The following is a 19,342-nucleotide window of genomic DNA, read 5'->3' on the forward strand; positions in this document are numbered from 1 at the left end:
TTTCAGCTCGAACGTCGCAAATTCGGTGGCCCATTCGATCACCGTGGCATTCGAAGTGCCTGTGGATTGAGGTGGGCGAGCACTTAAACGTTGAAAGCAAGTGCCAAGAGCGGGGCGCCGCCAGCAACCACCATTCGCCAGTTCACAAAAGCTGCACATTCCACAAGCGCTTTAAATTGTTCAGGACAGCGGCGCTTGAAGCTTTGAGCATTGTCGATGACTAATGAGAGCGTTTGTCCGTTTTGAACGTGGATAGACGACATTCCTGCGCTGGGGTCATCAAGGTAAGAAAGACAATCAACCCAGGCGTCCATATTGCGACCGTAGAAGCCAGGAAAGCCGAACTGTTCTGCGAAAACACTGTGGAATGTTTGCCAGTCAGAAATCAGGTTTGCATCCACTTGTACCATTTTCAGAATAACCTTCGCCACGTTGAAAATCAGATATGGCTGTCTCGCTAGGTGAAGTCAATTGCCGGCTGCATATTTGCGCATCCAGGTCCCAATCCTCTACCAACAACGTTGCAATGACCGCTTCCGCCCGAAAGCCGTCGTTCGTGAGCGTCACATATCGGCCAGTTGCAGACATTCATTCACGCATATCCGCCTACGCTTCTGAAAGCATCAAACTTTCCGCGCCCAGCTCCCGAACATCACATCGCCGATGTAGATGCCTGGAGAAGCTGAACGCTCCTGATCCAGACGCTCTTGCAACGTTTCGATTTCGATATCGTCTGCCTTGGCCACTCCCAGAGCAATGATGCGCGGCAAGCATGCTTGAACAATGGCACCAAGGCTGTAGGGTGCATCAGGCGTCTGTACCAGGCATTCCGCCCGCACGCTTTCAACGGTCATGCCTGCCTCGGTAAAAAATCTGTGCAAATTGAAACCCATGTGTAGATCCGCCCCTTCGCGCGCAATCATCTCTTGTATCCAGCGTTGCGCTCTTTTATGCAAAGGGAAAGGATCAAGGCTGGCAGGCGCCAACGTTGTATCGTGTTCTTGGAAGATCATGACGCCACCGGGGCGCAGGCACTTCGATAATGCTCGGATGGTCGCCACCGCATCCCGTTGATACATCAGGACGCGCCTCCCGACTATCGCGTCAAAAGTACCGATAGACTCTTGCAGCTCCAGGAGTTCGCCCTCAAAAAAACTAAGCGAAGGATGGTCATGTGCTGCGGCGCGCTGGCGTGCAATGGCAACAGAACCGGCGTCATGATCAACTCCGATGATCTCTCCGCTTCCTCCCACCAAATCACACAGCAGAAAAGATACATCACCCGAACCACAGCCCACGTCCAGGATCCGCATCCCTTGTTGGACGCCCGCATCGATAAGCAAACGTGTAGTGAATTCGAATCGGTTGATCGACATTATCCAGTCTCTCTGAGTTCTGAAAAGAAATGTTAGGTGCGGTCGGATGATCGCTCACATCGGAGGAACCCGTCGTGGTCGGCAGCTTGCGACCCCGGTGCCTTGGGCATGCTCAATGTCGTTTTAGACCGTGGCGCCCATTAGCGCTTCATCCTTCACTAACGCACGTGTATACGCATCGCGGTTCGCTTATGGCCAAAAAATCCGGGCCTCGTATCTCAGCCATGCGTCGAGCAGCCGATCAGCCATGACGAACCTGGCGGGTCACAACATTGTTTTCGAGAATGTAATAACTCACCACACAATAGGCTTGTCGTCCCAATCCCAGAAAGTCCCACTGTCAGCCGGCCCATGCGCTCCTACCACCTCGATAATGCGCTCCGCCGAGAAAGCCGGTTTGAAGAGTTGTCCTTCAGGCACGTTCGCCTGAAATGGCTGAGACAGCTCCGTATCAGTCGTACCTGGGTGTATGGCCAGAACAGTAGAGGCCTGGTTCAGGCGTTTCAATTCGATGCTGGCTGTGTGCAGTAACTGGTTGAGCGCTGCTTTGCTGGCTCTGTAGCTGTACCAGCCGCCCAGTCGGTTATCGCCAATAGAACCAACCCTCGCGGAAAGCGCCGCGAAGGTGGAAGGTTGTTTGCGCAATAAAGGGAGCAGGTGTTTAAGCAGCAGGATTGGCGCAAAGGTGTTGGTCGCGAAGCTCGCTTGCATGCTCGCGAGCGTCAGTTGTGCCAGACCCTTTTCCGGTTTTGCGCCGTCCTGATGAAGAATGCCAAGCGCACTGATGACGAGGTGCAGATGCTCGCATCCTTCAAGCGTCTCACTCACAAGCGCTTCGAGGGCCTGTTCATTGCGCGCGTCGCAGTCGACTCGCTGGAGGCGCTGGCCATATTGCTCTGCAAGCTTTGCCAGCCCTGTGGAGGTGCTGGCTTCTCGCGCGACTGCCCATACCTGAGCCACGTCATCGCGAGCAAGCAAAGCCGCGCACAGTGCCAGGCCGATACCCCGGCTGGCTCCGCATATCAGCACGTTGGCATCGCTGTTCAGTTCGGGTATCAAACTCATGAGGCACCTTGGGGAGCATGGCTGAAGTAGGTTTATGACTTCGGGACGAGGCATGACGTTCAGGTGGGCGGTCGCTTTCCGGGTTAACCAACATGGGGATTGAGCTCAACGAGACGTCGCAAAAGCGCTGGTTCAAAGGGTTGCCCACATGATCGACATCCCGTTGCCGGCATCGGGATGCCACATCCTGGACAGAACCACTGACCAGGCTCCCGCTGTGTGGAGTGGTTATTGATGGTCTCGCAAAAGCTGTAACGAAGGCGAAAGACCTTGCTCACAGGTGCACTGAGCAAAGCTCCGGACGAAGAACATCGCATCGCTCCATCGTCGGCGTCCACGAGATTGGAGTTGCAGTAGGGGCAATGCATGCAGGCGGTCTCATATCTGAGTCAGGTGAATTCTATCCGGTAGAGGTGTGACAGAGTCATTTCATCTATTTTTTGTTGTTTGAGAGGCCAATCGTCAAATCGGGCTCATGGACAGATCGGAAGAAGTCCCGCACTTAGAAATTATCCAACACCCTGCATAATTTACTTTCATTGAGGCGCACAGATGAAATTTTTGTCTCGCCCACCACCCTTTGCCTCAAGCTGACAGAGCACTTGTAGGCACTCGTGGCCTCCAGTTGATACTCCGCGCCAGCCTGCGGGATGAACGAAAACATGTTGTAGCACTGCTGGCCAATGTAATGAAAAGCGATTGGTTGCCCAGCAGCTATCAGGAGTTCACTGCGGACGCCCGGCATACGGCTATCATCCTCGAGAGCCATATCAAGCCGCTCTCCATTACGATTGGCGTAACCGTCTCGACCTACTACCATCACGCCAGCTCCGGGCAAACGAAAATCAATACAATCAGAGTTCGGTATTCCTCTTACCATTCCAAAAGTAATGACTCGCAATTTCACTTTGTCGCCGGCCTCGGGCGTTGAATACGCTGTAGAAAAGGAACGAACGGATGAAATCTGACCGCAACCGGTCAGCAGAGCCACAAACCCCACCAGCACTGTGTAGCGAAGAGAGTTCCTGCTGCAAAAATTCAACGCCGTGGGATTTTCAGCGGTTTGGAGACAGTTGGATTCGCTCATTTTCACATTCCCTGCTGATGAAATAACTAGCCTGTCCGTTCGAAAACAAGCGCCATAATATAGATATACCGAGTGACGCACGTCGACTCAGCGACGGTCTAAACAGCCCTATCATCAATGCTGCTGAATTTGACGTGTAGAACGCGTTTTGGCTAGCTCAAAGATATTTTGCTTACCCACGGACCGGCATGAGCGCACCCTGCTAGCCCGTGTCGCCGGGAGCTCAACTTCGACGGCCGGATCTTCGCCTACCGGCACAAGGCCCGCTGATCACCAATGACGCTGACACGCTGATCTACGCCATAAGAGCGGGTACCGGGATTGGTTGTTCGTTTGAGGTGCAGTTTCTGGAGGAAATAGAGCGTGGACGCCTGTTGCCGTTGCTTGAGCCCTAGAAGCCTTAGTTTTCGGGGTTTTATCTGTATTATCCGAACCGCGTTCATGTGCCGCTCGAACTACGGGCTTTTATTGACGCCATGAGAGCACGTTCGAAAACGTCACAGGCACCCTCAAGTGCACTGCAAGCTCTTCAGAGCATTCAAAGAGGAGACAACCGTTGGGAATTCTCGATCGTTTATTCGGCGGCCGTTTCCAGCAACCGCCGCCTGATGAGCCGCCGTTGAGTGATGCTGCGATCATGCGTGAGCTCCATCCTTTTCGCGCTGAACTCAAGGCTTTTGCTCACCGCCTTCTGAATCGCATGCCCGATAAAGAGCAGGCAAGGCTTATCAGGCGGGTAATGCGTAGTTATGGAATGGGCGAAGATCCCGCCGATGCATTGACCGAGGGGGTGCTCGATCAGGGGAAGGGTCAGCGCCTGGAACATCTGGCATTACTGGCTCTGGACTGGAAAAGTCACGATGGTTTCGAGTTTCTGGCACCTTATCTGGTCAAGGCTAGCGGGATTCAACAACCATTTATCTACCAGAAAAACCATGAAATGACGCTTGAGCAGGTGCTAGGGGATTTCGATCTCTGGCTGACAGGCTTTGGTAAACGCTACCTGCATGTGTACACGGGAGGCGATGAGTACGTGGGCTGCATCGTCGAGGCCGATGATGTCGAAAGCATGGTGGCAATGGCGCTGCAGGCGGGGATCAAAGCAGGGCTTGATGCCTTTTGAATACTGCGACGTTAACTGCTGATCACATGTGCTGCCAAGGAAGGCGATAGTTGTAGCGTACCCCAGCCCTGACACCTTTGAATCCACAGAGTATTGACCACGTTTTGGTCGCCCAATAGACGTGCACGCTGTATCCACGTGACGCTCAAACTGAGAGGTCATCGATTTCATAAGAGCATGTTTCAAAAACGTCTAATAGTATGAGCTTAAGTTTCTGCCCGATTGACTAAAGTGCTCAATTGCAAACCATCGCGCTTGAACCCATTATCGCCTCGAATTGTTTCCAGGTCGACATAGTTGTTAACGAACGCACTTCAAGCTTGGCAGTTCTGTTTTTTTGCTTCAGGATCTTCGCCCTTTCATCGAGACACCTAGCAACCTGAGTTTTATATAAACACACCAATTCAAATCAACAAGGAATGACATGGCGTTTTGTCACAACTGCGCAAAGGAACTGACTGAAAAAGGGGATACCTGCTCGCACTGCAATGCATCGAGAGATATCATATGGACACCAGGCGCGGTGTTATCAAATGCTCCAGAATCGACATTCTGGTATTTTGAAGTCTTGAGGAAATATGCCGTCTTTGAAGGCAGAGCGCGCAGACAAGAATTCTGGACGTTTTTTTTGATAAACCTCCTGATATCCATAGTCCTCGGTTTTCTCGATGGTTTCTTGGGCACTGACCAGTTGATCTCCGCCCTCTATTCCATCGCGGTCTTCCTTCCAGGGCTCGCCGTAGGCGTTCGCAGGCTTCATGACACTGATCGCAGTGGCTGGTGGATGCTGGTACCGATAGTCCCTCTCATATTCAGTTGCCAGGAAGGACAACGCGACGGCAATCGATTCGGCCCCAGTCCCAAGTAAAAAGCGCCTGCTGAAGGTGTGATCGCTGACCACACCTTCTGCCTCGGTACTACGCCGCGACAATCCTGATCGTCCAGAAATCCGATGCAAGATTCGGGTCCATCAGGTAGCTGTACGGCATGGTGAAGTAGCCATGCATGCCCCATTTGACGCCCCAGGAGTTGCGCATGATGAAGACCTGTTTCGCATCGTCGTAGCCCACCGCGAGCACACAATGGCCGCCGAGCAATTTCTCGTTGGGGGCTGGCATCGGGACAATGCCTGTCTTGGCGACTTCATCGCTTTCGAGGCTTTCATAGACGCCAAAACCTATGACGAAAGGATATCCAGCGGCCAGACACCCTTTCATCTGGTTCAGGTTCTGGGCGACTTTCTGGTAGGAGACAGCCTTGTACCGCTTGGCGTGGGCGTAGCAGGATTTGGTGGGCTTGACAGTAAATTTGGTAATGTCGTACGGCCATTCAGCTTCATCGCAGTCGCCTTGCTCGGCAACGCTTTTGATACCGTGACGAATCATTGCACCGCTGTCCGACTCCACGGTGTGCTCGATGACACGCTCGTTGTAATAGATGAACAACCGGGACGGCGTGAACGCGGGGACAAGCTTCTGTTTCATGCGATCGAACTGAATGGCAGCTGCAATACCATTCGCTGTGCAACTGCCCAACTGGCCCTGATCGTAGATATTGGGGCAATGAGGACGCAGATCCACATGACGTGGAAGCGAGGCCAACTGCTCGACGGGCGCGGCGTACAGATGATCTCGATGATCCGGTACGTCACGAATCCAGCCGTACTGTTTTACGGTATACGTCATCGTTTACTTCTCCACTTGAAAGCAGGCTGTTTAATTAGCTATCAGGCACAGCAAAACACTCTTATTGGAAATGGCCATCATTCATAGGCAGCCATTGGCTTGCTGTTCAGCTTATTAATCAGACATCAGTTTTTTGTGGGGAAGGATGAAGATTTATTTAGACGGGCTTTTTGGCAAGCCCACAAAACAATATCAAAGTGACACATTATAAATGCAATAAGATGGGTAATTATTTTATGTATAAAGCGCTACTGAAAAATGCGATGCGCACCTGCATAGTTAGAACCCCTACCCGTGCCGCAACACATCACACTGAGAAATGGCTCTCCAGCGTCGCTGAAAAATGCGAGCAGTTGAGGCGAATGAAATCTCGATAATCTCGCGTCACCGAAAATGATGAGCCCGGCATCAACAGGATTTTTTGTTTTTCGAGTTTGCTCACGAAGTCCTGCGTATCAGAAATCTCCGGATGGCGCGCCCATATGAACATGCCGCCTTCCGGTGCTATTTCGAACTGCCAGCCCTGCTTGAGCAGACACCTCTGGGTCAGAGTCTGCTGGGTCACGAGCTTCTGCTGGACGTTCTTCATGTGCCCAGCGTAAGTGCCATCGGCCAGAATGGTGTTCACGAACCGCTCGCAAAAAGCAGGGACGGCCACGCAAGTCAGCAGTTTCAAACGAACCAATGGCTCGATCAACGCTTGCGCGCAGGCGATGTAACCCACGCGCAGTGATGCCGACAGGCACTTGGAAAAACTGCCGATGTAGATGACGCGATCCAGGTTATCCAACTCTGCAAATGTCTGCCGAGCCGTAGGGCTGAAATCACCGTAGACGTCGTCTTCAACGACAAAGAAATCGTGCTCGACGGCCAGGCGCAAGACGTTGAAAGCGTTGTGCGGGCTGATGTTGCCGCCAGTGGGGTTATGGAAGGTACTGTTGCAGAAAAACGCTTTGACCGAATGAGTGAGCAGATAACGCTTCATTTCCTCGATATCAGGACCTTCCCGGGTCCGTCGAATACCTACCGCATGACCGCCAGCAAGCTGAATCAGTTTGATCAGGTTACCGTTTCCCGGTTCGTCGACGAAAACGTGATCGCCCGGCTTGATCAATAACCGAGCGATCAAATCAAGCGCCTGCGTAGCACCCAGAGTGGTCAATATTTGATCAGGGCGAATGTCTATGCGAGTGAGACCTTTCAACAGAACGCAAAGCTGTTTTCGTAATGGCAGGAATCCGTGGATGTCGCCGTACTCCGCCAAAGAACTTTGCTCCAGACGCGCCGTTCTGCGAATGGCTTTGGCCAATAGCGCCGTATCCCGCCATGCCGGAGGCAGCCACCCGCAGCCTAGCTTCGTGTAGGTCGGGCCGGCCTGCAGAAGCCTGAAGAGCGGATCACCAACCGTGCATTCAGGCTCTCGCCACACCCTACCCGGCTCCCCGCCGTGAACGACGAAATAACCGCGCCCAGGCTGCGAAGCCAACAGACCTTCACTCACCAAACGCCCATAGGCCGAGACCACGTTGTGGTAGCTCACTCCGGCGCTGGAAGCCAGTTTCCGGATTGAAGGCAAACGCTCTCCAGACGACCAGTCGCCAGCCCTGAGCCGCTGCTTGAGGGTGTCGTAAAAGCTATCGGGGAGCATGACGGGGCCACAGAACTGTTAGGAAAATGAGTCTAACAGTTGATCGAAAAACAGATCCACTGTGCGTCTCTAGAGGCCTCGCCAATGGGAATATTCATGACGTGATCGAAGCAAGTGCATCCCAATGCGACGACATGCAATGAACCATCGACTGCCACATCAAGAGAACTCGACCGCCCTATGACTGATCAGTTACCACCCAGGACATACCTGTACTTCGCGGCCCAGTCCATTAACCTCACGACCGCTGTCATGTCGGTAACAATGGCGGCCATCGTCGGCTCGTTGCTGGCACCGACGCTGATCCTGTCTACCGTACCCTATGGCTTTCAGTTTCTGTTCGTATTGGTGGCGACTTACCCTGCTTCATGGCTGATGAGCCGCCTGGGCAGAAAAAGATGCTTTCTGCTGGGTACAATCCCATTGGCGCTATCCGGTATCGCTGGCTACTGCGGGGTTCAGGCGAACAGTTTTTTCCTGTTGATCATCAGCCATTCCGCGCTGGGTATTTATATTGCCGTTGCTAATTTCAACCGATTCGCGGCAACCGACAACCTCGATCAGAAGCTCAAACCCAGAGCCCTGTCACTGGTAGTGGCGGGGGGCGTTATCGCAGCAGTAGCGGGACCGGCGCTAACTGAACTGCTGAGGGATCTGAACGGCTTTCAGGCTTTCTCACTCTGTTACGCCTCATTCATAGGCCTCGCCCTCGTCTCGGCGCTGATAACCCTGTGTCTGCCCGGCGACTCTTCAGCGACTCGCACAAGTCATGCATCTGAAGCTAAAGCGGAAGGAAAGAATAAGCCCTTGGGCAGCGTGATAGTGATCGCCATGGCTGTGGCCGCGTTGGGATACGGGATCATGAATGTGCTGATGATTCAGGCCTCCATGCACATGAAGCATACGCATCACGACTTCTCGGACGTCAGACTAGCTATCCAGTGGCATGTCATCGCCATGTTCGCCCCTTCCTTCGTGACCGGGGCGATCATTCAAAGGCTTGGCATCAAACTGACGATCTGTTCCGGACTGGTCATGCTGACCGTCTGTGCGGCGGTCAATCTTGGTTCAAGCAGCTACGGAGCCATGACGCTCTCACTGATCATTCTGGGGCTTGGCTGGAACCTGACTTATGTAGGCGGTGGTGCCCTGCTAGCACAATCTCTGGCCAACACTCCCCAAGCTTTCCGAGTGCAGGGAAAGAACGATCTGGCGATTGCCATTTGCGCAACGCTGGGTGCGTTTTCACCTTCACTGTTGCTCGGCTACGTGGGTTGGAGTGGCACCAATATCATTTGTATCACCCTGTCCCTGACGCTGCTGGTCGCCACCTTTGTTTCCCTTAGCAACAGGGAGGCATATGAGCGCACTGTTAAGGAAACCGGTCTATGAATGGGCTGGCTTGAGCTAAATCCCGTCATGACGTATTGGGGAAGAGCCTTGCTCAGTGACGAGAAGCACCTTGCCGGGTGCTACGCCTCGCCAACTCGTAGGTCCCCGCTGATTTCGTGGGTCATCAAAGTATTCACTGATATGTATCCACATCCTCAGCCGGATAAAACTCGCCCTCTCTCCCTTCCAGCCGCTCACGCACGATCACCTCGACGCTGGCCACCGCCGCCTGATCGTCAGGGTTGACCAGTTGCAGGCACAGGCGTCGGGCGTTCTGATCGTGAGTGCCTTCGCTGAGCATGTCGTGGGTGACGATCTGTTCGCCACGCCACAGGCACAGTTGGGTGTGCGTCCCGCCGAGCCAGATCTCATTGATTGACGAGAGGTCGGTGGTCGCCAGTTGGTCCACGGTGATCGTCTTGTCCATTGAGCTGTACCTTTTCAAGTGAGTCGATACAGGTCTGACGTACAAGCGCAGCGGGTCGTTCCCCGTGTCGACGGTTCGACTACACCAACGGTGATCCCCCCGCCTCTGATGAGTGCTCCTGGCCCGGCTCGATCCCGACTGCCCGGATTTCAGCCACGAACCGTCAAGGTCGCGAGGCAATCTCGTCCAGATGATCGAGCAGATCCAGAGCATCTTCATACACCCTCAACGCTCCTGCCCGTTCCAGCTCGCCAATGTCGTAGCCGCCGGAGAGCACCCCGATGCCTGTGGCCTTGCAGCGTCGGGCAGCGAGCATGTCCCAGATGGCGTCGCCGATCACCAGACATTCGTCGATGGGCACGTTCATGTGTTTTGCGGCAGCCAGAAACAGGTCGGGGTCGGGCTTGCCGTAGTGGACGTCGTCACGTGTGATGATGTCGATCTTGTCCGCCTCGAGCCCCAATGCCTTGAGGTTGATGTTGGCGGTATCGACGCCGCCGCTGGTGGCGATGCACCATTTCAGGTTCTCTTGGCTGAGGGTCTCAAGCAGTTCGATTGCGCCGGGCAGCGCGATGATCTGCCCCTGCAACCGCTCGTAGGCGCGGGCATGTTTTTCGCTGAGGCGTTCGGCCTGTTCTTCGCTGATGTCCAGACCGGTTTCGCGAGACAGGGATTTCAACATGAGGCCTCCGCTCATGCCGATTTTCCGGTGAATACGCCACATGGCGAGGGGAATGTCTTCCGAGTCGAGGGCTTCTTTCCAGGCCGCAACGTTTTGATAAACGCTGTCTGTCAGCGTCCCGTCCAGGTCGAAGATGAATGAGGTCTGCGGGCGCATTGGAATTCCCTTTGGGTAAAAATGCTCATGAGTAGAGCACCAGGGGCATGCGGTGCAAGACCGACCCTTGATGCCTTGACGACGAAAACGCTGACCCGTCGAGTCAGGTTCGAGAGGGATGTGAGGTGCGAATGACAGGCGCGTCACGCACGGCCATCAGGGCCGCGACGCTGCAGTTGCCCGGCACCGACTCTTGATGTGACGGAACACGATGGAGTTGGTTCGGTTGATATCAGTGGCCATGCCCCGAACGGACATTGTCTGCCCGCTTACCCACCAAACGACGCATACCGCAGGGGAAGGCCTGTGGTGAATTTGATCTGCTCCATGGCGAAGCTGGAGCTGACGTCGGTAATGCCGGGGATGCTGATCAGTTGTTTGTACACCGCGTCGTAGCCCGCGATGTCGGCAACGACGATGCGCAGCAGGTAGTCGGTGTCACCGGCCATGCGGTAGCACTCGACCACTTCGGGCAAATCGCCGACGGCGTTGTGAAACTGTTCGAGCCAAGCGGCGTTGTGCTGGTTGGTACGGATCGCGGCGAAGACGCTGACGGAGACGTTAAGGCGCTGCGGGTTGAGCAGGGCGACGCGGCGGTCGATGATGCCGGTTTCTTCCAGCTTCTGAATGCGTCGCCAGCAGGCGGTGCTGCCCAGGCCGATGCGCTCGGCAATGTCTGCAACCGAGCGTGTGCAGTCGGTTTGCAGGCTGTCCAGGATGGCGCGGTCGAACTTGTCCATGTGGGTTCCTGTGTTAGTGGTTCGGGCTCTGTATCGGACGCGGAGCGTCCTGGGGTTTTCCAACTCTGATCGCCGCCGTACGACCGGTATTTACGCAACTATTGGCATAAAACTAACCCCCGCCAATTAACCTGTAAAATTTTTATCACCCAAACGCACTTGAAGCAGAATTATTTTTCACACATAGCCAGGCAATCCGCACAAATATCAAAAATTTTTCGCGTCGGCGTCGGTAATCTTTTCAGCATCAACCTTGACCCGATAAACAAGCGAATTGCCCATGACCAACAACGCCCTTTACCTGGATTACGCCGCTACCACGCCTGTCGATGAGCAGGTCATTGAAGCCATGGTTGCCTGTATGGGGCGCGAAGGGCATTTCGGTAATCCGGCGTCCAGCGGGCATGGTTACGGGCAGGTGGCGCGGCAGGCGGTCGAGCAGGCGCGACGTCAGGTGGCGGATGCAGTGGGTGCGCCTGCCGATACGGTGATCTGGACCTCTGGCGCGACCGAGTCCAATAACTTGGCGATCAAGGGCCTCGCCCATGACAGCACGGCGCAACGTCGCCACATCATCACCAGTGCTGTGGAACACAAGGCCGTCATCGACACGGTGAAAACGCTGGAACGCCAAGGCTTTCCCGTGACCTGGTTGCAGCCGGACGCTAATGGGCTGATCCAGCCGCAGGCCGTGCAGGCGGCATTGCGTGAAGACACGTTGCTGGTGTCGTTGATGCTGGTGAATAACGAGCTGGGCACGCTCACCGATATCGCCAGCATCGGCACGCTGGTGCGCGAACATGGCGCGCTGTTTCACGTCGATGCGGCGCAGGCGGTCGGCAAAGTGAAGGTGGATCTGGCGAGTCTGGCGGTCGATCTGATGTCGTTCTCGGCTCATAAGGCGTATGGCCCGAAAGGTATTGGTGCGCTGTATGTAGGCCCGCGTGCTCATGCGTTGCTGCAGGCGCAAATTCATGGCGGCGGTCATGAAGGCGGTTTTCGTTCCGGTACTCTGGCGACGCATCAGATCGTCGGCATGGGCGAAGCGTTTGCGCTGGCGGTCAACAAGGCTGACGCGGAAAATCGTCGTATCGCGGAGCTGAGCAGTCATCTGCGCGAAGGGCTGTTGGCACTGCCAGACGTGCAGCTTAATGGCTGTCCTGAGCAACGCATTCCGCACACCCTGAACCTGTGCATCACGCGCAGCGGATTCACCAGTGCGCAGCTGTCTCACGCGCTGGCGCTGTCCTCGACCTCGGCCTGCAACTCGGCGAGCAATGCACCGTCGCACGTGCTGCTGGCGATGGGGCTTGATACCAATAAGGCACTGGCCAGTGTACGCGTCAGCCTCGGTCGCTACACCACGCAAACCGATGTCGAACGCGCCATCGAGGTATTCAGCAAGGCGCTCGCCGCGCCCGCTGCGTTCTGGTAACGCCTGCTTTCAAAGCGCACGGCTCAAGGTCTCGACAAGGGATGCTTGAGCAGTGCCGCCTTCATCAGCCCGGCGACACACCACCACCCTCATCCGCCACGATATCCGGGTCATCCGAATACACCTCAGGCTCGTCGTCCTCATAAGCCTCATCGTGCTGGGTGCGCTCCAAAACCTCGTCGCCCTTCTCAGAGCCTGCGCCCGGCTTGTTGGCATTCATATTAAGCACCGGATCGGCTTCACGGTCGTATTGGCCCAGCTGCGGGCTGGCAGGATCTTCTTTAGGCACTTCGTTTGTCAGGATGAAATCGGTTGTCATGTCGGCCACCTCTTTTGTCTTGCCAAAGAAAGTGGACGTGCCTGAACGCCAAGGGTTCGATTCAGGTGACAAGCGCGTCTATACGGCGCGTTTGCTGCCGTCTGTAATCTTCATGATACAAAAAGACACAATTGGCACAGATCTTCCAAGTGGAACGGCCGTGCCATGAACCAGTGGCATGCGCTGCACACAGGAGGTGCCCACACGCACCAAAGTGCAGTTTTCGGACGCAGAGTCGTCCATTAACAGTGCAATGCCAGACCACAAGTCGTGTGCCTTGCCAGGAAAGGAGTCTACCCATGCCACATCCAGCTAATGCCAGACCGCTGCAACGCCCTTCACGGGCTCAAATGGCTGCGCCCGCAACGGGCCTGCCCGCTGTAACGGCTTCATGTTCGACCTTACCGACATACCCTTCCGACTGATTCAACACACAAGGCGCAAGCCTTGAATCAATAACCGAACACCCTTGCTCTGCCTTATCGGCAAGCGCTTGCGTACTGCTGTGCGCCCATTACTAACTAACAACGGAAAACTTCGCACCAACACACTTATCGTTCGACAATTTATTTTGATTAGCATCACTTAGCCATCACTCAATCCATGGCTGAGCTTTATATTTAACTCGACCTGCAATCTTTTATAGCCGGAGCCACTTGCCGTGAATAAATGACCAACTAACGCACCAACTTGACTCGAGCCTTACAGTAATGGTGCACGTGATTTTATGACCGAGCGGTCATGTATTTTTCAATTCGTCTGACTCCTCAGAGGGGCGTAGTTCGGCCTTTGAATGGGTATCTGCACTATTCATTTGAAGGTGACTCCTACTGAAACAGCGCTTAATCGAAAGAAAGGTACAGGAATGCGACATCCGCTCTGGAACGCTGCATACAGGCATACCACCAACCATTTCTGGCACAGCGGTTGCAAAGCAGGACTGTTATCAAGCAACACGTTTGCTCGTAGTGGACATAACTAATAAGCAAGGATTCGCAATGCTATCGCCCTGATTGAATATCGCGCTTTGCCCTCTTGAGTTTGTGCCTCCTCAGGCTCGACGGCGTCGTGCGCGTCAACGAATGTGCAGGTCTCCATCATTCGAACATTCGCCAATGTTTGAACGGACTTTTATTGCCCTTCAACTACCCGAGGGAGCGTTAATGAATGATGCGGTAATAATGAAAGCGGTCCCTGTACCGCCGCCGGAAGAAAGTCCGACGGTGTGGCAGAGCATTCCCTTCAAGGCCAATACTTCGCGACCTGGCGGCCTGAAAAAATCGCACGTCTTCGTGTTGATCGCAGCCTCGGTACTTATTCACGGTGCCGTGTGGTGGTACATGCAAACTGCCAAACCGGAAGTGCCGGAAGTTCCGCCACAAGTTCCTGAAATGACCATTGAGCTGACCAGCCCGACACCTCCAACCCCGGAGCCACCGCCGCCGCCTGAACCACCACCTCCGCCGCCTCCCCCGCCACCGCCGCCCGAGCCGGAACAACCGGTCGAGGACCCGGACGCAGTCGAGCCGCCGCCCAAGCCCATCGAAAAGCCGAAGGTCGAGAAGCCCAAGCCGGTCAAGAAACCTGAGCCTGTGAAAAAGCCGACGCCGCCTGCACCGCCAAAACCGGTCGCAACCCCCGCGCCAGCAGCACCACCGACGCCGACGCCTGCGCCACTTGCTCCGGCAGCGCCAGCAGCACCCGTGAAGGAAAGCGCAGCGGTCTCCGGGCTCGCCAGCCTGGGCAACCCGCCGCCCGAATATCCGGGCCTGGCCTTGCGACGCAGTTGGGAAGGCCGCGTGGTGCTGCGCATCAAGGTGCTGCCCAACGGCCGTGCCGGCACGGTCGAGGTGACCAAATCCAGCGGCAAACCGGTGCTCGACGAAGCGGCGGTGGAAGCGGTGCGCAACTGGAAGTTCATTCCGGCCAAGCGCGGCGACACACCGATTGAAGGCTTCGCGACACAGACCATCGATTTCAAGCTGCCGGAATGATCCGGCGTATGACCACTGACAATTCTATTAAAGCTGGTGAGGTGTAAACCATGAACGCATCGCTCTCTTCCATGATCGTACCCGCCGTGCTCTGGGCGCTGATTCTGTTTTCCGTGCTGAGCTGGGCCTTGTTGCTGATCAAGTCCGCGCAATACGTGAAGCTGAAATCCCAGAACAAACACTTCACCAAAGCCTTCTGGGGCGCGCCGGACCTGCTCACCGCCGCCGAACATGCGTCGCAATATCCTGGCTCGCTGGCACGCATCGCCAACAGCGGTTTCGAAGCCATGGCGGTGGACGAATCACCGCGTACCACGCAGCAACTGGCACACACCATCAACCGCTCGGACCGCCTGGAGCGCAACCTGCGCCAGCAGATCCAGAAGGAACGTCGCTCGCTGGAAAGCGGCCAGGCGATTCTCGCCAGTATCGGCAGCACAGCGCCCTTCATCGGCCTGTTCGGAACGGTCTGGGGCATTATGGAAGCGCTGCAAAGCATCGGCCTGACCGGCTCGGCCAGCCTTGAAGCGGTCGCTGGTCCCATCGGTCATGCACTGGTCGCCACCGGCGTCGGCATCGCGGTCGCTGTGCCTGCGGTACTGATCTACAACTTCTTCCTGCGCCGCCTCAAGCTGGCTGTGGCCGACATGGACGACTTCGCCCATGACTTCGACGCCCTCGCCCAGCGCAGTGCCTTCGCCGTATCCCGTCAACCCATCGCCAGCAAGCAAGGCCATGCCGTGCGGGAGGCAAGCTAATGTCGTTCTCCACTCAAGACAGCGATGAAGTGCTCAGCGAAATGAACGTCACGCCGCTGGTGGACGTGATGCTCGTGCTGCTGGTGGTGTTCATCGTCACCACGCCGCTGATGACCAACGCGATCAAGGTCAACCTGCCCAAGACCGATTCGGTCGCCCCGGCCGAGAAGAAGGATCCGGTGGTGGTCAGCGTCGACCAGAGCGGCAAGTTCTTCCTCGCCAAATCGGAAATCGCCCCCGAACTGCTGGAGAAAAGCCTGCAGGACGAGAAGGCCAAGGACCCGGACATCCGCGTCCAGCTGCAGGCCGACACCGACGTGAACTATGGCCAGGTGGCCAAGGCCATGGCATCCATCGAACGCTCCGGCATCACGAAGATTTCCGTCATGACGGCCAAATGAATTGAGGGTTTCGCCCCGGCGAAACCCGCTGAACCGACTCCCGCCAACACCATCGTCCGTGGGCTGAAAAGCCCCTGGAGGGGAGCGGCTTGCTGGAAACCAACGCAGTGGAACTCCCGCACGGCACAACCGCGCAGGAACAGAGGGCTCACAAGGCCATTTCAATAATGTCTGGACCAAGTCGGAAATAACCATGCTGATGAATCTTCCCGGATACACCCTCAAGCCACTGGCCCTCGCGGTCCGCCGTCACCCTCGCGCCCTGCTGTGCGCCCTGGCCATGGGCATGAGCGGTGCCCATGCGGCCGAGGCCGTCGAAGCGGACACCGCCAGCGAATCCGTCTCCGCTGCCGCCGTCGTGCCTGCCACGACCCAGCTGCAACGCGTTGAAGTGACCGGTTCGGCGATTCGCCGGGTCGATGCCGAAACCGCCGTGCCGATCACCATCCTGCGCGCCGACGACCTGAAGAAACAGGGCGTGACCACCACTCAGGAAATGGTCCAGCGCATTACCGGCAGCCAGTCGATCAACAACAGCGCAGGCTCCATCGGTGCAGGAACAGGCGGAGCATCCTTCGCCGACATGCGCGGTATTGGCCCGAACAAGACACTGGTGCTGCTCAACGGACGCCGCTTGGCCAACAACGCCATCTCGGGTGTCGGTTCGCCGAACGGCAGTGCCATCGACCTGAACATGATCCCGTTCGCCGCCATCGATCGGGTTGAAGTCCTGCGTGACGGTGCATCGGCCTTGTACGGCACCGACGCCATTGGCGGCGTGATCAACTTCATCACCAAGAAGACCCTGACCGATGGATCCCTGACCCTGGGCGGCGAGACACCGACTCACAGTGGCGGCGGCGCGACCAAGGATATGAGCGCCAGCTGGGGCTTCGGTGATCTGGAAGAAGACCGCTTCAACGTGATGGGTGTGGTCAACTACAACAAGCAGCAGAATCTGGACGCCAACGACCGTTCGTTCGCACGGGATTATGTACCGGGCCGCGGTCTCAACCAGACCTCCGGCACCGCGTACCCCGGCAACTATTTTCAGGGTGACAACTCTTCAAACCCGCTGGGCACCAACTGCTCCGGGCCTAACCTGATCGCCCGCAACGGCATCTGCCGGTTCAGCACCCGCGAGTACATCGACCTGATCCCGCAGACCGAAAAGACCTCGTTCTTCGGCAAGGCCACCGGCAAGCTGGCCGACGACCACAACGTCAGCCTCGAATACTTCTGGGCACGCAACAACAACCACACCGACATTGGGCCGGCCCCACTCACCGGCCTGTCGCTGGATTCGTCGTCGCCGTTCTATCCCGGCAATGGCATCACCCCGGCACCGACCAACTTTACGCTCGACCCCACGCAACCGGTCGACACCGCATGGCGCGAAACCGCCGCCGGACCTCGCGGTTCAAGTGACCAGAACACCAGCCAGCGCTTTCTGCTGAACTTCGACGGTCTGGTCGGCGGTTGGGATTACAACGTCGGCGCTTCGTACAACCAGAACAAGGTGCTGTCCACCCTCACTGACGGCTACGTCAGTGACGCGGCGATGATCAATGGTCTGGCCAATGGCGTGATCAACCCGTTCGGGCCGCAGACCGCCGCCGGTCAGGCGCTGATCGATGCCAACGAATACCACGGGCAATACTCCAGCGCTGTGGGCCGTGTGGCAGGAATCGATGGCCGTATCAGCCGGGAAATCGGCGACTGGTTCGGCGCAGGCCCGGCCGGTCTGGCACTGGGCGGCGAGTACCGCAAAGAGAAGATGCATCAACAGTATGAAGCGTTCGTCAACGACGTCAGCAGCCTCGGGGCGGATGCCGCAGGCAGCGTATCGGGTGAGCGCAGCGTGAAAGCTGAATACGCCGAGTTGAACGTACCGGTGCTGGACAGCCTGGAGCTGAGTGCAGCGGTTCGTCACGACAAATACAGCGACTTCGGCAGCACCACCAACCCCAAGTACTCGTTCCGCTATCAGCCGATCAAGCAACTGGTGGTCCGTGGCGCCTACAGCGAGGGCTTCCGCGCGCCGTCGCTCTATGAACTGTACGCGCCACGCAGCACTACGTTCAGTCAGGGTTATTACAACGACCCTGTCTTGTGTGCCGGCGGCACCGTGCAGCCAGGCGGCAATGCCGGTCGTGACTGTGCGCAGCAGTTCCTCAACAACAGTGGCGGCAACACCGAACTGGCGCCGGAAAAAGCCCGTAACGTGACACTGGGCTTCGTGTATCAGCCAGTCAGCAACCTATCGATGGGTCTGGATTTCTGGTGGATTCACATCTCCAACCAGATCCAGTCGTTCCCGGAATCGGCCGTTTTCGATGACCCGAGCACCTACGCCGATCGCTACGTGCGCAACGCTGACGGTTCCATCGCCAACATCGTGACCGGCAACGCCAACCTGGGCATCGTCAAGACCAGCGGTGTGGACGTCAGCCTCGACTATCGCTTCCCGAACACGCCCTATGGTCAGTTCGGCCTGGGCATGACCGGCACTTACGTGACCCGTTATGACTTCCAGAACATCATCGACGGTCCGTACACCGACAAGGTCGGCGACTTCCAGGGCGATGGCGTGATTGCGCGCTGGAAACACGTGCTGGTGGGTTCCTGGTCGCTGGGCAACACTCGCGCATCCATCACCAACCGCTTCACCACGGGCTACAACGATTACGACCGCACCACCAACGCGCGTGTCGCCTCGTATGCGCTGTGGGACCTGTCGGTCGGTCATACCTTCGACAAGGTGCTGGATGTCGATGCGGGCCTGCGCAACATGTTTGACCGCAACCCGCCGTTCTCCAATCAGGCCTACAACTTCCAGTCCGGCTATGACCCACGCTACGCCGACCCGCTGGGCCGCACGCTGTTCGCACGCATGACGTATCACTTCTGAGGGTGAAGGCGCGACCCATAACCGCTCCGTGGGTCGCGTCCTGTTTGCGAGCTCGCCCCCTCCGGCCACAGGTTTCATCCACCTTCCCCGGCCGGAGGCCTTTTTTCGCCGCATGGCGTCATTCGTGCGTACGAGGATAGCCC

Annotated in this window: 18 protein-coding genes; 8 read left to right on the forward strand and 10 right to left on the reverse strand. The window is 56.5% G+C overall.

Annotated elements, in window-relative coordinates:
• Nucleotides 1-83: 83 nt before the first annotated feature.
• From AC0IXS_RS13150 to AC0IXS_RS13165, 4 genes are all read right to left on the reverse strand, one after another.
• Nucleotides 84-431 carry a barstar family protein gene (locus AC0IXS_RS13150; RefSeq protein ID WP_471824833.1) on the reverse strand — a complete coding sequence of 116 codons (348 nt, stop codon included), beginning with the start codon at nt 429-431 and terminating at the stop codon, nt 84-86.
• A gap of 192 nt (nt 432-623) precedes the next feature.
• Nucleotides 624-1,376: a methyltransferase domain-containing protein gene (locus tag AC0IXS_RS13155; RefSeq protein ID WP_122689405.1), complete on the reverse strand. Its 753-nt coding sequence runs from the start codon at nt 1,374-1,376 to the stop codon at nt 624-626.
• A 294-nt stretch (nt 1,377-1,670) separates the two neighbouring features.
• Nucleotides 1,671-2,441, reverse strand: coding sequence for an SDR family NAD(P)-dependent oxidoreductase (locus tag AC0IXS_RS13160; RefSeq protein WP_471824835.1), 771 nt, complete (start codon nt 2,439-2,441; stop codon nt 1,671-1,673).
• Between the two features lie 502 nt (nt 2,442-2,943).
• Nucleotides 2,944-3,528 (reverse strand): hypothetical protein, encoded by a 585-nt coding sequence (locus AC0IXS_RS13165; RefSeq protein ID WP_244652896.1) that lies wholly within the window; start codon nt 3,526-3,528, stop codon nt 2,944-2,946.
• A gap of 556 nt (nt 3,529-4,084) precedes the next feature.
• On the opposite strand from AC0IXS_RS13165, the gene AC0IXS_RS13170 reads away from it, so the two are divergent.
• Both AC0IXS_RS13170 and AC0IXS_RS13175 read left to right on the forward strand, forming a co-directional pair.
• Nucleotides 4,085-4,651, forward strand: a complete 567-nt coding sequence (locus AC0IXS_RS13170) for a DUF6630 family protein (RefSeq protein WP_471824837.1) — start codon at nt 4,085-4,087, stop codon at nt 4,649-4,651.
• 424 nt (nt 4,652-5,075) lie between these two features.
• On the forward strand, nt 5,076-5,519 hold the full coding sequence (locus AC0IXS_RS13175; RefSeq protein WP_081021774.1) for a DUF805 domain-containing protein: 444 nt from the start codon (nt 5,076-5,078) through the stop codon (nt 5,517-5,519).
• Nucleotides 5,520-5,568: 49 nt separating this feature from the next.
• On the opposite strand, the gene AC0IXS_RS13180 is transcribed toward AC0IXS_RS13175, so the two are convergent.
• Both AC0IXS_RS13180 and AC0IXS_RS13185 read right to left on the reverse strand, forming a co-directional pair.
• Nucleotides 5,569-6,336, reverse strand: a complete 768-nt coding sequence (locus tag AC0IXS_RS13180) for a C1 family peptidase (protein ID WP_057409679.1) — start codon at nt 6,334-6,336, stop codon at nt 5,569-5,571.
• Nucleotides 6,337-6,643: 307 nt separating this feature from the next.
• Nucleotides 6,644-7,984, reverse strand: coding sequence for an aminotransferase-like domain-containing protein (locus tag AC0IXS_RS13185; RefSeq protein ID WP_471824841.1), 1,341 nt, complete (start codon nt 7,982-7,984; stop codon nt 6,644-6,646).
• Nucleotides 7,985-8,164: 180 nt separating this feature from the next.
• Between AC0IXS_RS13185 and AC0IXS_RS13190 the strand changes: the two genes are divergently transcribed.
• Nucleotides 8,165-9,376 (forward strand): MFS transporter, encoded by a 1,212-nt coding sequence (locus tag AC0IXS_RS13190; protein WP_471824843.1) that lies wholly within the window; start codon nt 8,165-8,167, stop codon nt 9,374-9,376.
• Between the two features lie 133 nt (nt 9,377-9,509).
• On the opposite strand, the gene AC0IXS_RS13195 is transcribed toward AC0IXS_RS13190, so the two are convergent.
• From AC0IXS_RS13195 to AC0IXS_RS13205, 3 genes are all read right to left on the reverse strand, one after another.
• Entirely contained in the window at nt 9,510-9,803 is a 294-nt protein-coding gene (locus tag AC0IXS_RS13195) for a hypothetical protein (RefSeq protein ID WP_004880456.1), read from the reverse strand.
• Nucleotides 9,804-9,966: 163 nt separating this feature from the next.
• Complete coding sequence (locus tag AC0IXS_RS13200) at nt 9,967-10,641, reverse strand: HAD family hydrolase (RefSeq protein WP_004880459.1); 675 nt, start codon at nt 10,639-10,641, stop codon at nt 9,967-9,969.
• 269 nt (nt 10,642-10,910) lie between these two features.
• Complete coding sequence (locus AC0IXS_RS13205) at nt 10,911-11,381, reverse strand: Lrp/AsnC family transcriptional regulator (RefSeq protein WP_057409683.1); 471 nt, start codon at nt 11,379-11,381, stop codon at nt 10,911-10,913.
• Between the two features lie 280 nt (nt 11,382-11,661).
• On the opposite strand from AC0IXS_RS13205, the gene AC0IXS_RS13210 reads away from it, so the two are divergent.
• Complete coding sequence (locus tag AC0IXS_RS13210) at nt 11,662-12,816, forward strand: cysteine desulfurase family protein (protein WP_449121921.1); 1,155 nt, start codon at nt 11,662-11,664, stop codon at nt 12,814-12,816.
• Nucleotides 12,817-12,880: 64 nt separating this feature from the next.
• On the opposite strand, the gene AC0IXS_RS13215 is transcribed toward AC0IXS_RS13210, so the two are convergent.
• Nucleotides 12,881-13,135, reverse strand: a complete 255-nt coding sequence (locus tag AC0IXS_RS13215; RefSeq protein ID WP_043306470.1) for a hypothetical protein — start codon at nt 13,133-13,135, stop codon at nt 12,881-12,883.
• A 1,163-nt stretch (nt 13,136-14,298) separates the two neighbouring features.
• Between AC0IXS_RS13215 and AC0IXS_RS13220 the strand changes: the two genes are divergently transcribed.
• The 4 genes from AC0IXS_RS13220 (at nt 14,299) to AC0IXS_RS13235 (ending at nt 19,199) form a co-directional block, all read left to right on the forward strand.
• Nucleotides 14,299-15,129 (forward strand): energy transducer TonB, encoded by an 831-nt coding sequence (locus AC0IXS_RS13220; protein ID WP_471824847.1) that lies wholly within the window; start codon nt 14,299-14,301, stop codon nt 15,127-15,129.
• Nucleotides 15,130-15,179: 50 nt separating this feature from the next.
• Nucleotides 15,180-15,887: a MotA/TolQ/ExbB proton channel family protein gene (locus tag AC0IXS_RS13225; protein WP_004880467.1), complete on the forward strand. Its 708-nt coding sequence runs from the start codon at nt 15,180-15,182 to the stop codon at nt 15,885-15,887.
• Nucleotides 15,887-16,288, forward strand: coding sequence for an ExbD/TolR family protein (locus AC0IXS_RS13230; protein ID WP_004880470.1), 402 nt, complete (start codon nt 15,887-15,889; stop codon nt 16,286-16,288). Before AC0IXS_RS13225 ends, AC0IXS_RS13230 begins: the two co-directional genes overlap by 1 nt.
• 193 nt (nt 16,289-16,481) lie before the next feature.
• On the forward strand, nt 16,482-19,199 hold the full coding sequence (locus tag AC0IXS_RS13235; protein ID WP_161987300.1) for a TonB-dependent receptor: 2,718 nt from the start codon (nt 16,482-16,484) through the stop codon (nt 19,197-19,199).
• Nucleotides 19,200-19,342 lie beyond the last annotated feature (143 nt).

It is taken from the genome of Pseudomonas sp. AC016, from assembly GCF_979253365.1.

Excerpts from the sequence above, each read along its gene's own strand:
- AC0IXS_RS13155 (WP_122689405.1), bottom strand. The coding sequence starts at position 1,376 with ATGTCGATCAACCGATTCGAATTCACTACACGTTTGCTTATCGATGCG.
- AC0IXS_RS13160 (WP_471824835.1), bottom strand. The coding sequence starts at position 2,441 with ATGAGTTTGATACCCGAACTGAACAGCGATGCCAACGTGCTGATATGC.
- AC0IXS_RS13165 (WP_244652896.1), bottom strand. The coding sequence starts at position 3,528 with ATGAGCGAATCCAACTGTCTCCAAACCGCTGAAAATCCCACGGCGTTG.
- AC0IXS_RS13175 (WP_081021774.1), top strand. The coding sequence starts at position 5,076 with ATGGCGTTTTGTCACAACTGCGCAAAGGAACTGACTGAAAAAGGGGAT.
- AC0IXS_RS13180 (WP_057409679.1), bottom strand. The coding sequence starts at position 6,336 with ATGACGTATACCGTAAAACAGTACGGCTGGATTCGTGACGTACCGGAT.
- AC0IXS_RS13185 (WP_471824841.1), bottom strand. The coding sequence starts at position 7,984 with ATGCTCCCCGATAGCTTTTACGACACCCTCAAGCAGCGGCTCAGGGCT.
- AC0IXS_RS13190 (WP_471824843.1), top strand. The coding sequence starts at position 8,165 with ATGACTGATCAGTTACCACCCAGGACATACCTGTACTTCGCGGCCCAG.
- AC0IXS_RS13195 (WP_004880456.1), bottom strand. The coding sequence starts at position 9,803 with ATGGACAAGACGATCACCGTGGACCAACTGGCGACCACCGACCTCTCG.
- AC0IXS_RS13200 (WP_004880459.1), bottom strand. The coding sequence starts at position 10,641 with ATGCGCCCGCAGACCTCATTCATCTTCGACCTGGACGGGACGCTGACA.
- AC0IXS_RS13205 (WP_057409683.1), bottom strand. The coding sequence starts at position 11,381 with ATGGACAAGTTCGACCGCGCCATCCTGGACAGCCTGCAAACCGACTGC.
- AC0IXS_RS13210 (WP_449121921.1), top strand. The coding sequence starts at position 11,662 with ATGACCAACAACGCCCTTTACCTGGATTACGCCGCTACCACGCCTGTC.
- AC0IXS_RS13215 (WP_043306470.1), bottom strand. The coding sequence starts at position 13,135 with ATGACAACCGATTTCATCCTGACAAACGAAGTGCCTAAAGAAGATCCT.
- AC0IXS_RS13220 (WP_471824847.1), top strand. The coding sequence starts at position 14,299 with ATGAATGATGCGGTAATAATGAAAGCGGTCCCTGTACCGCCGCCGGAA.
- AC0IXS_RS13225 (WP_004880467.1), top strand. The coding sequence starts at position 15,180 with ATGAACGCATCGCTCTCTTCCATGATCGTACCCGCCGTGCTCTGGGCG.
- AC0IXS_RS13230 (WP_004880470.1), top strand. The coding sequence starts at position 15,887 with ATGTCGTTCTCCACTCAAGACAGCGATGAAGTGCTCAGCGAAATGAAC.
- AC0IXS_RS13235 (WP_161987300.1), top strand. The coding sequence starts at position 16,482 with ATGCTGATGAATCTTCCCGGATACACCCTCAAGCCACTGGCCCTCGCG.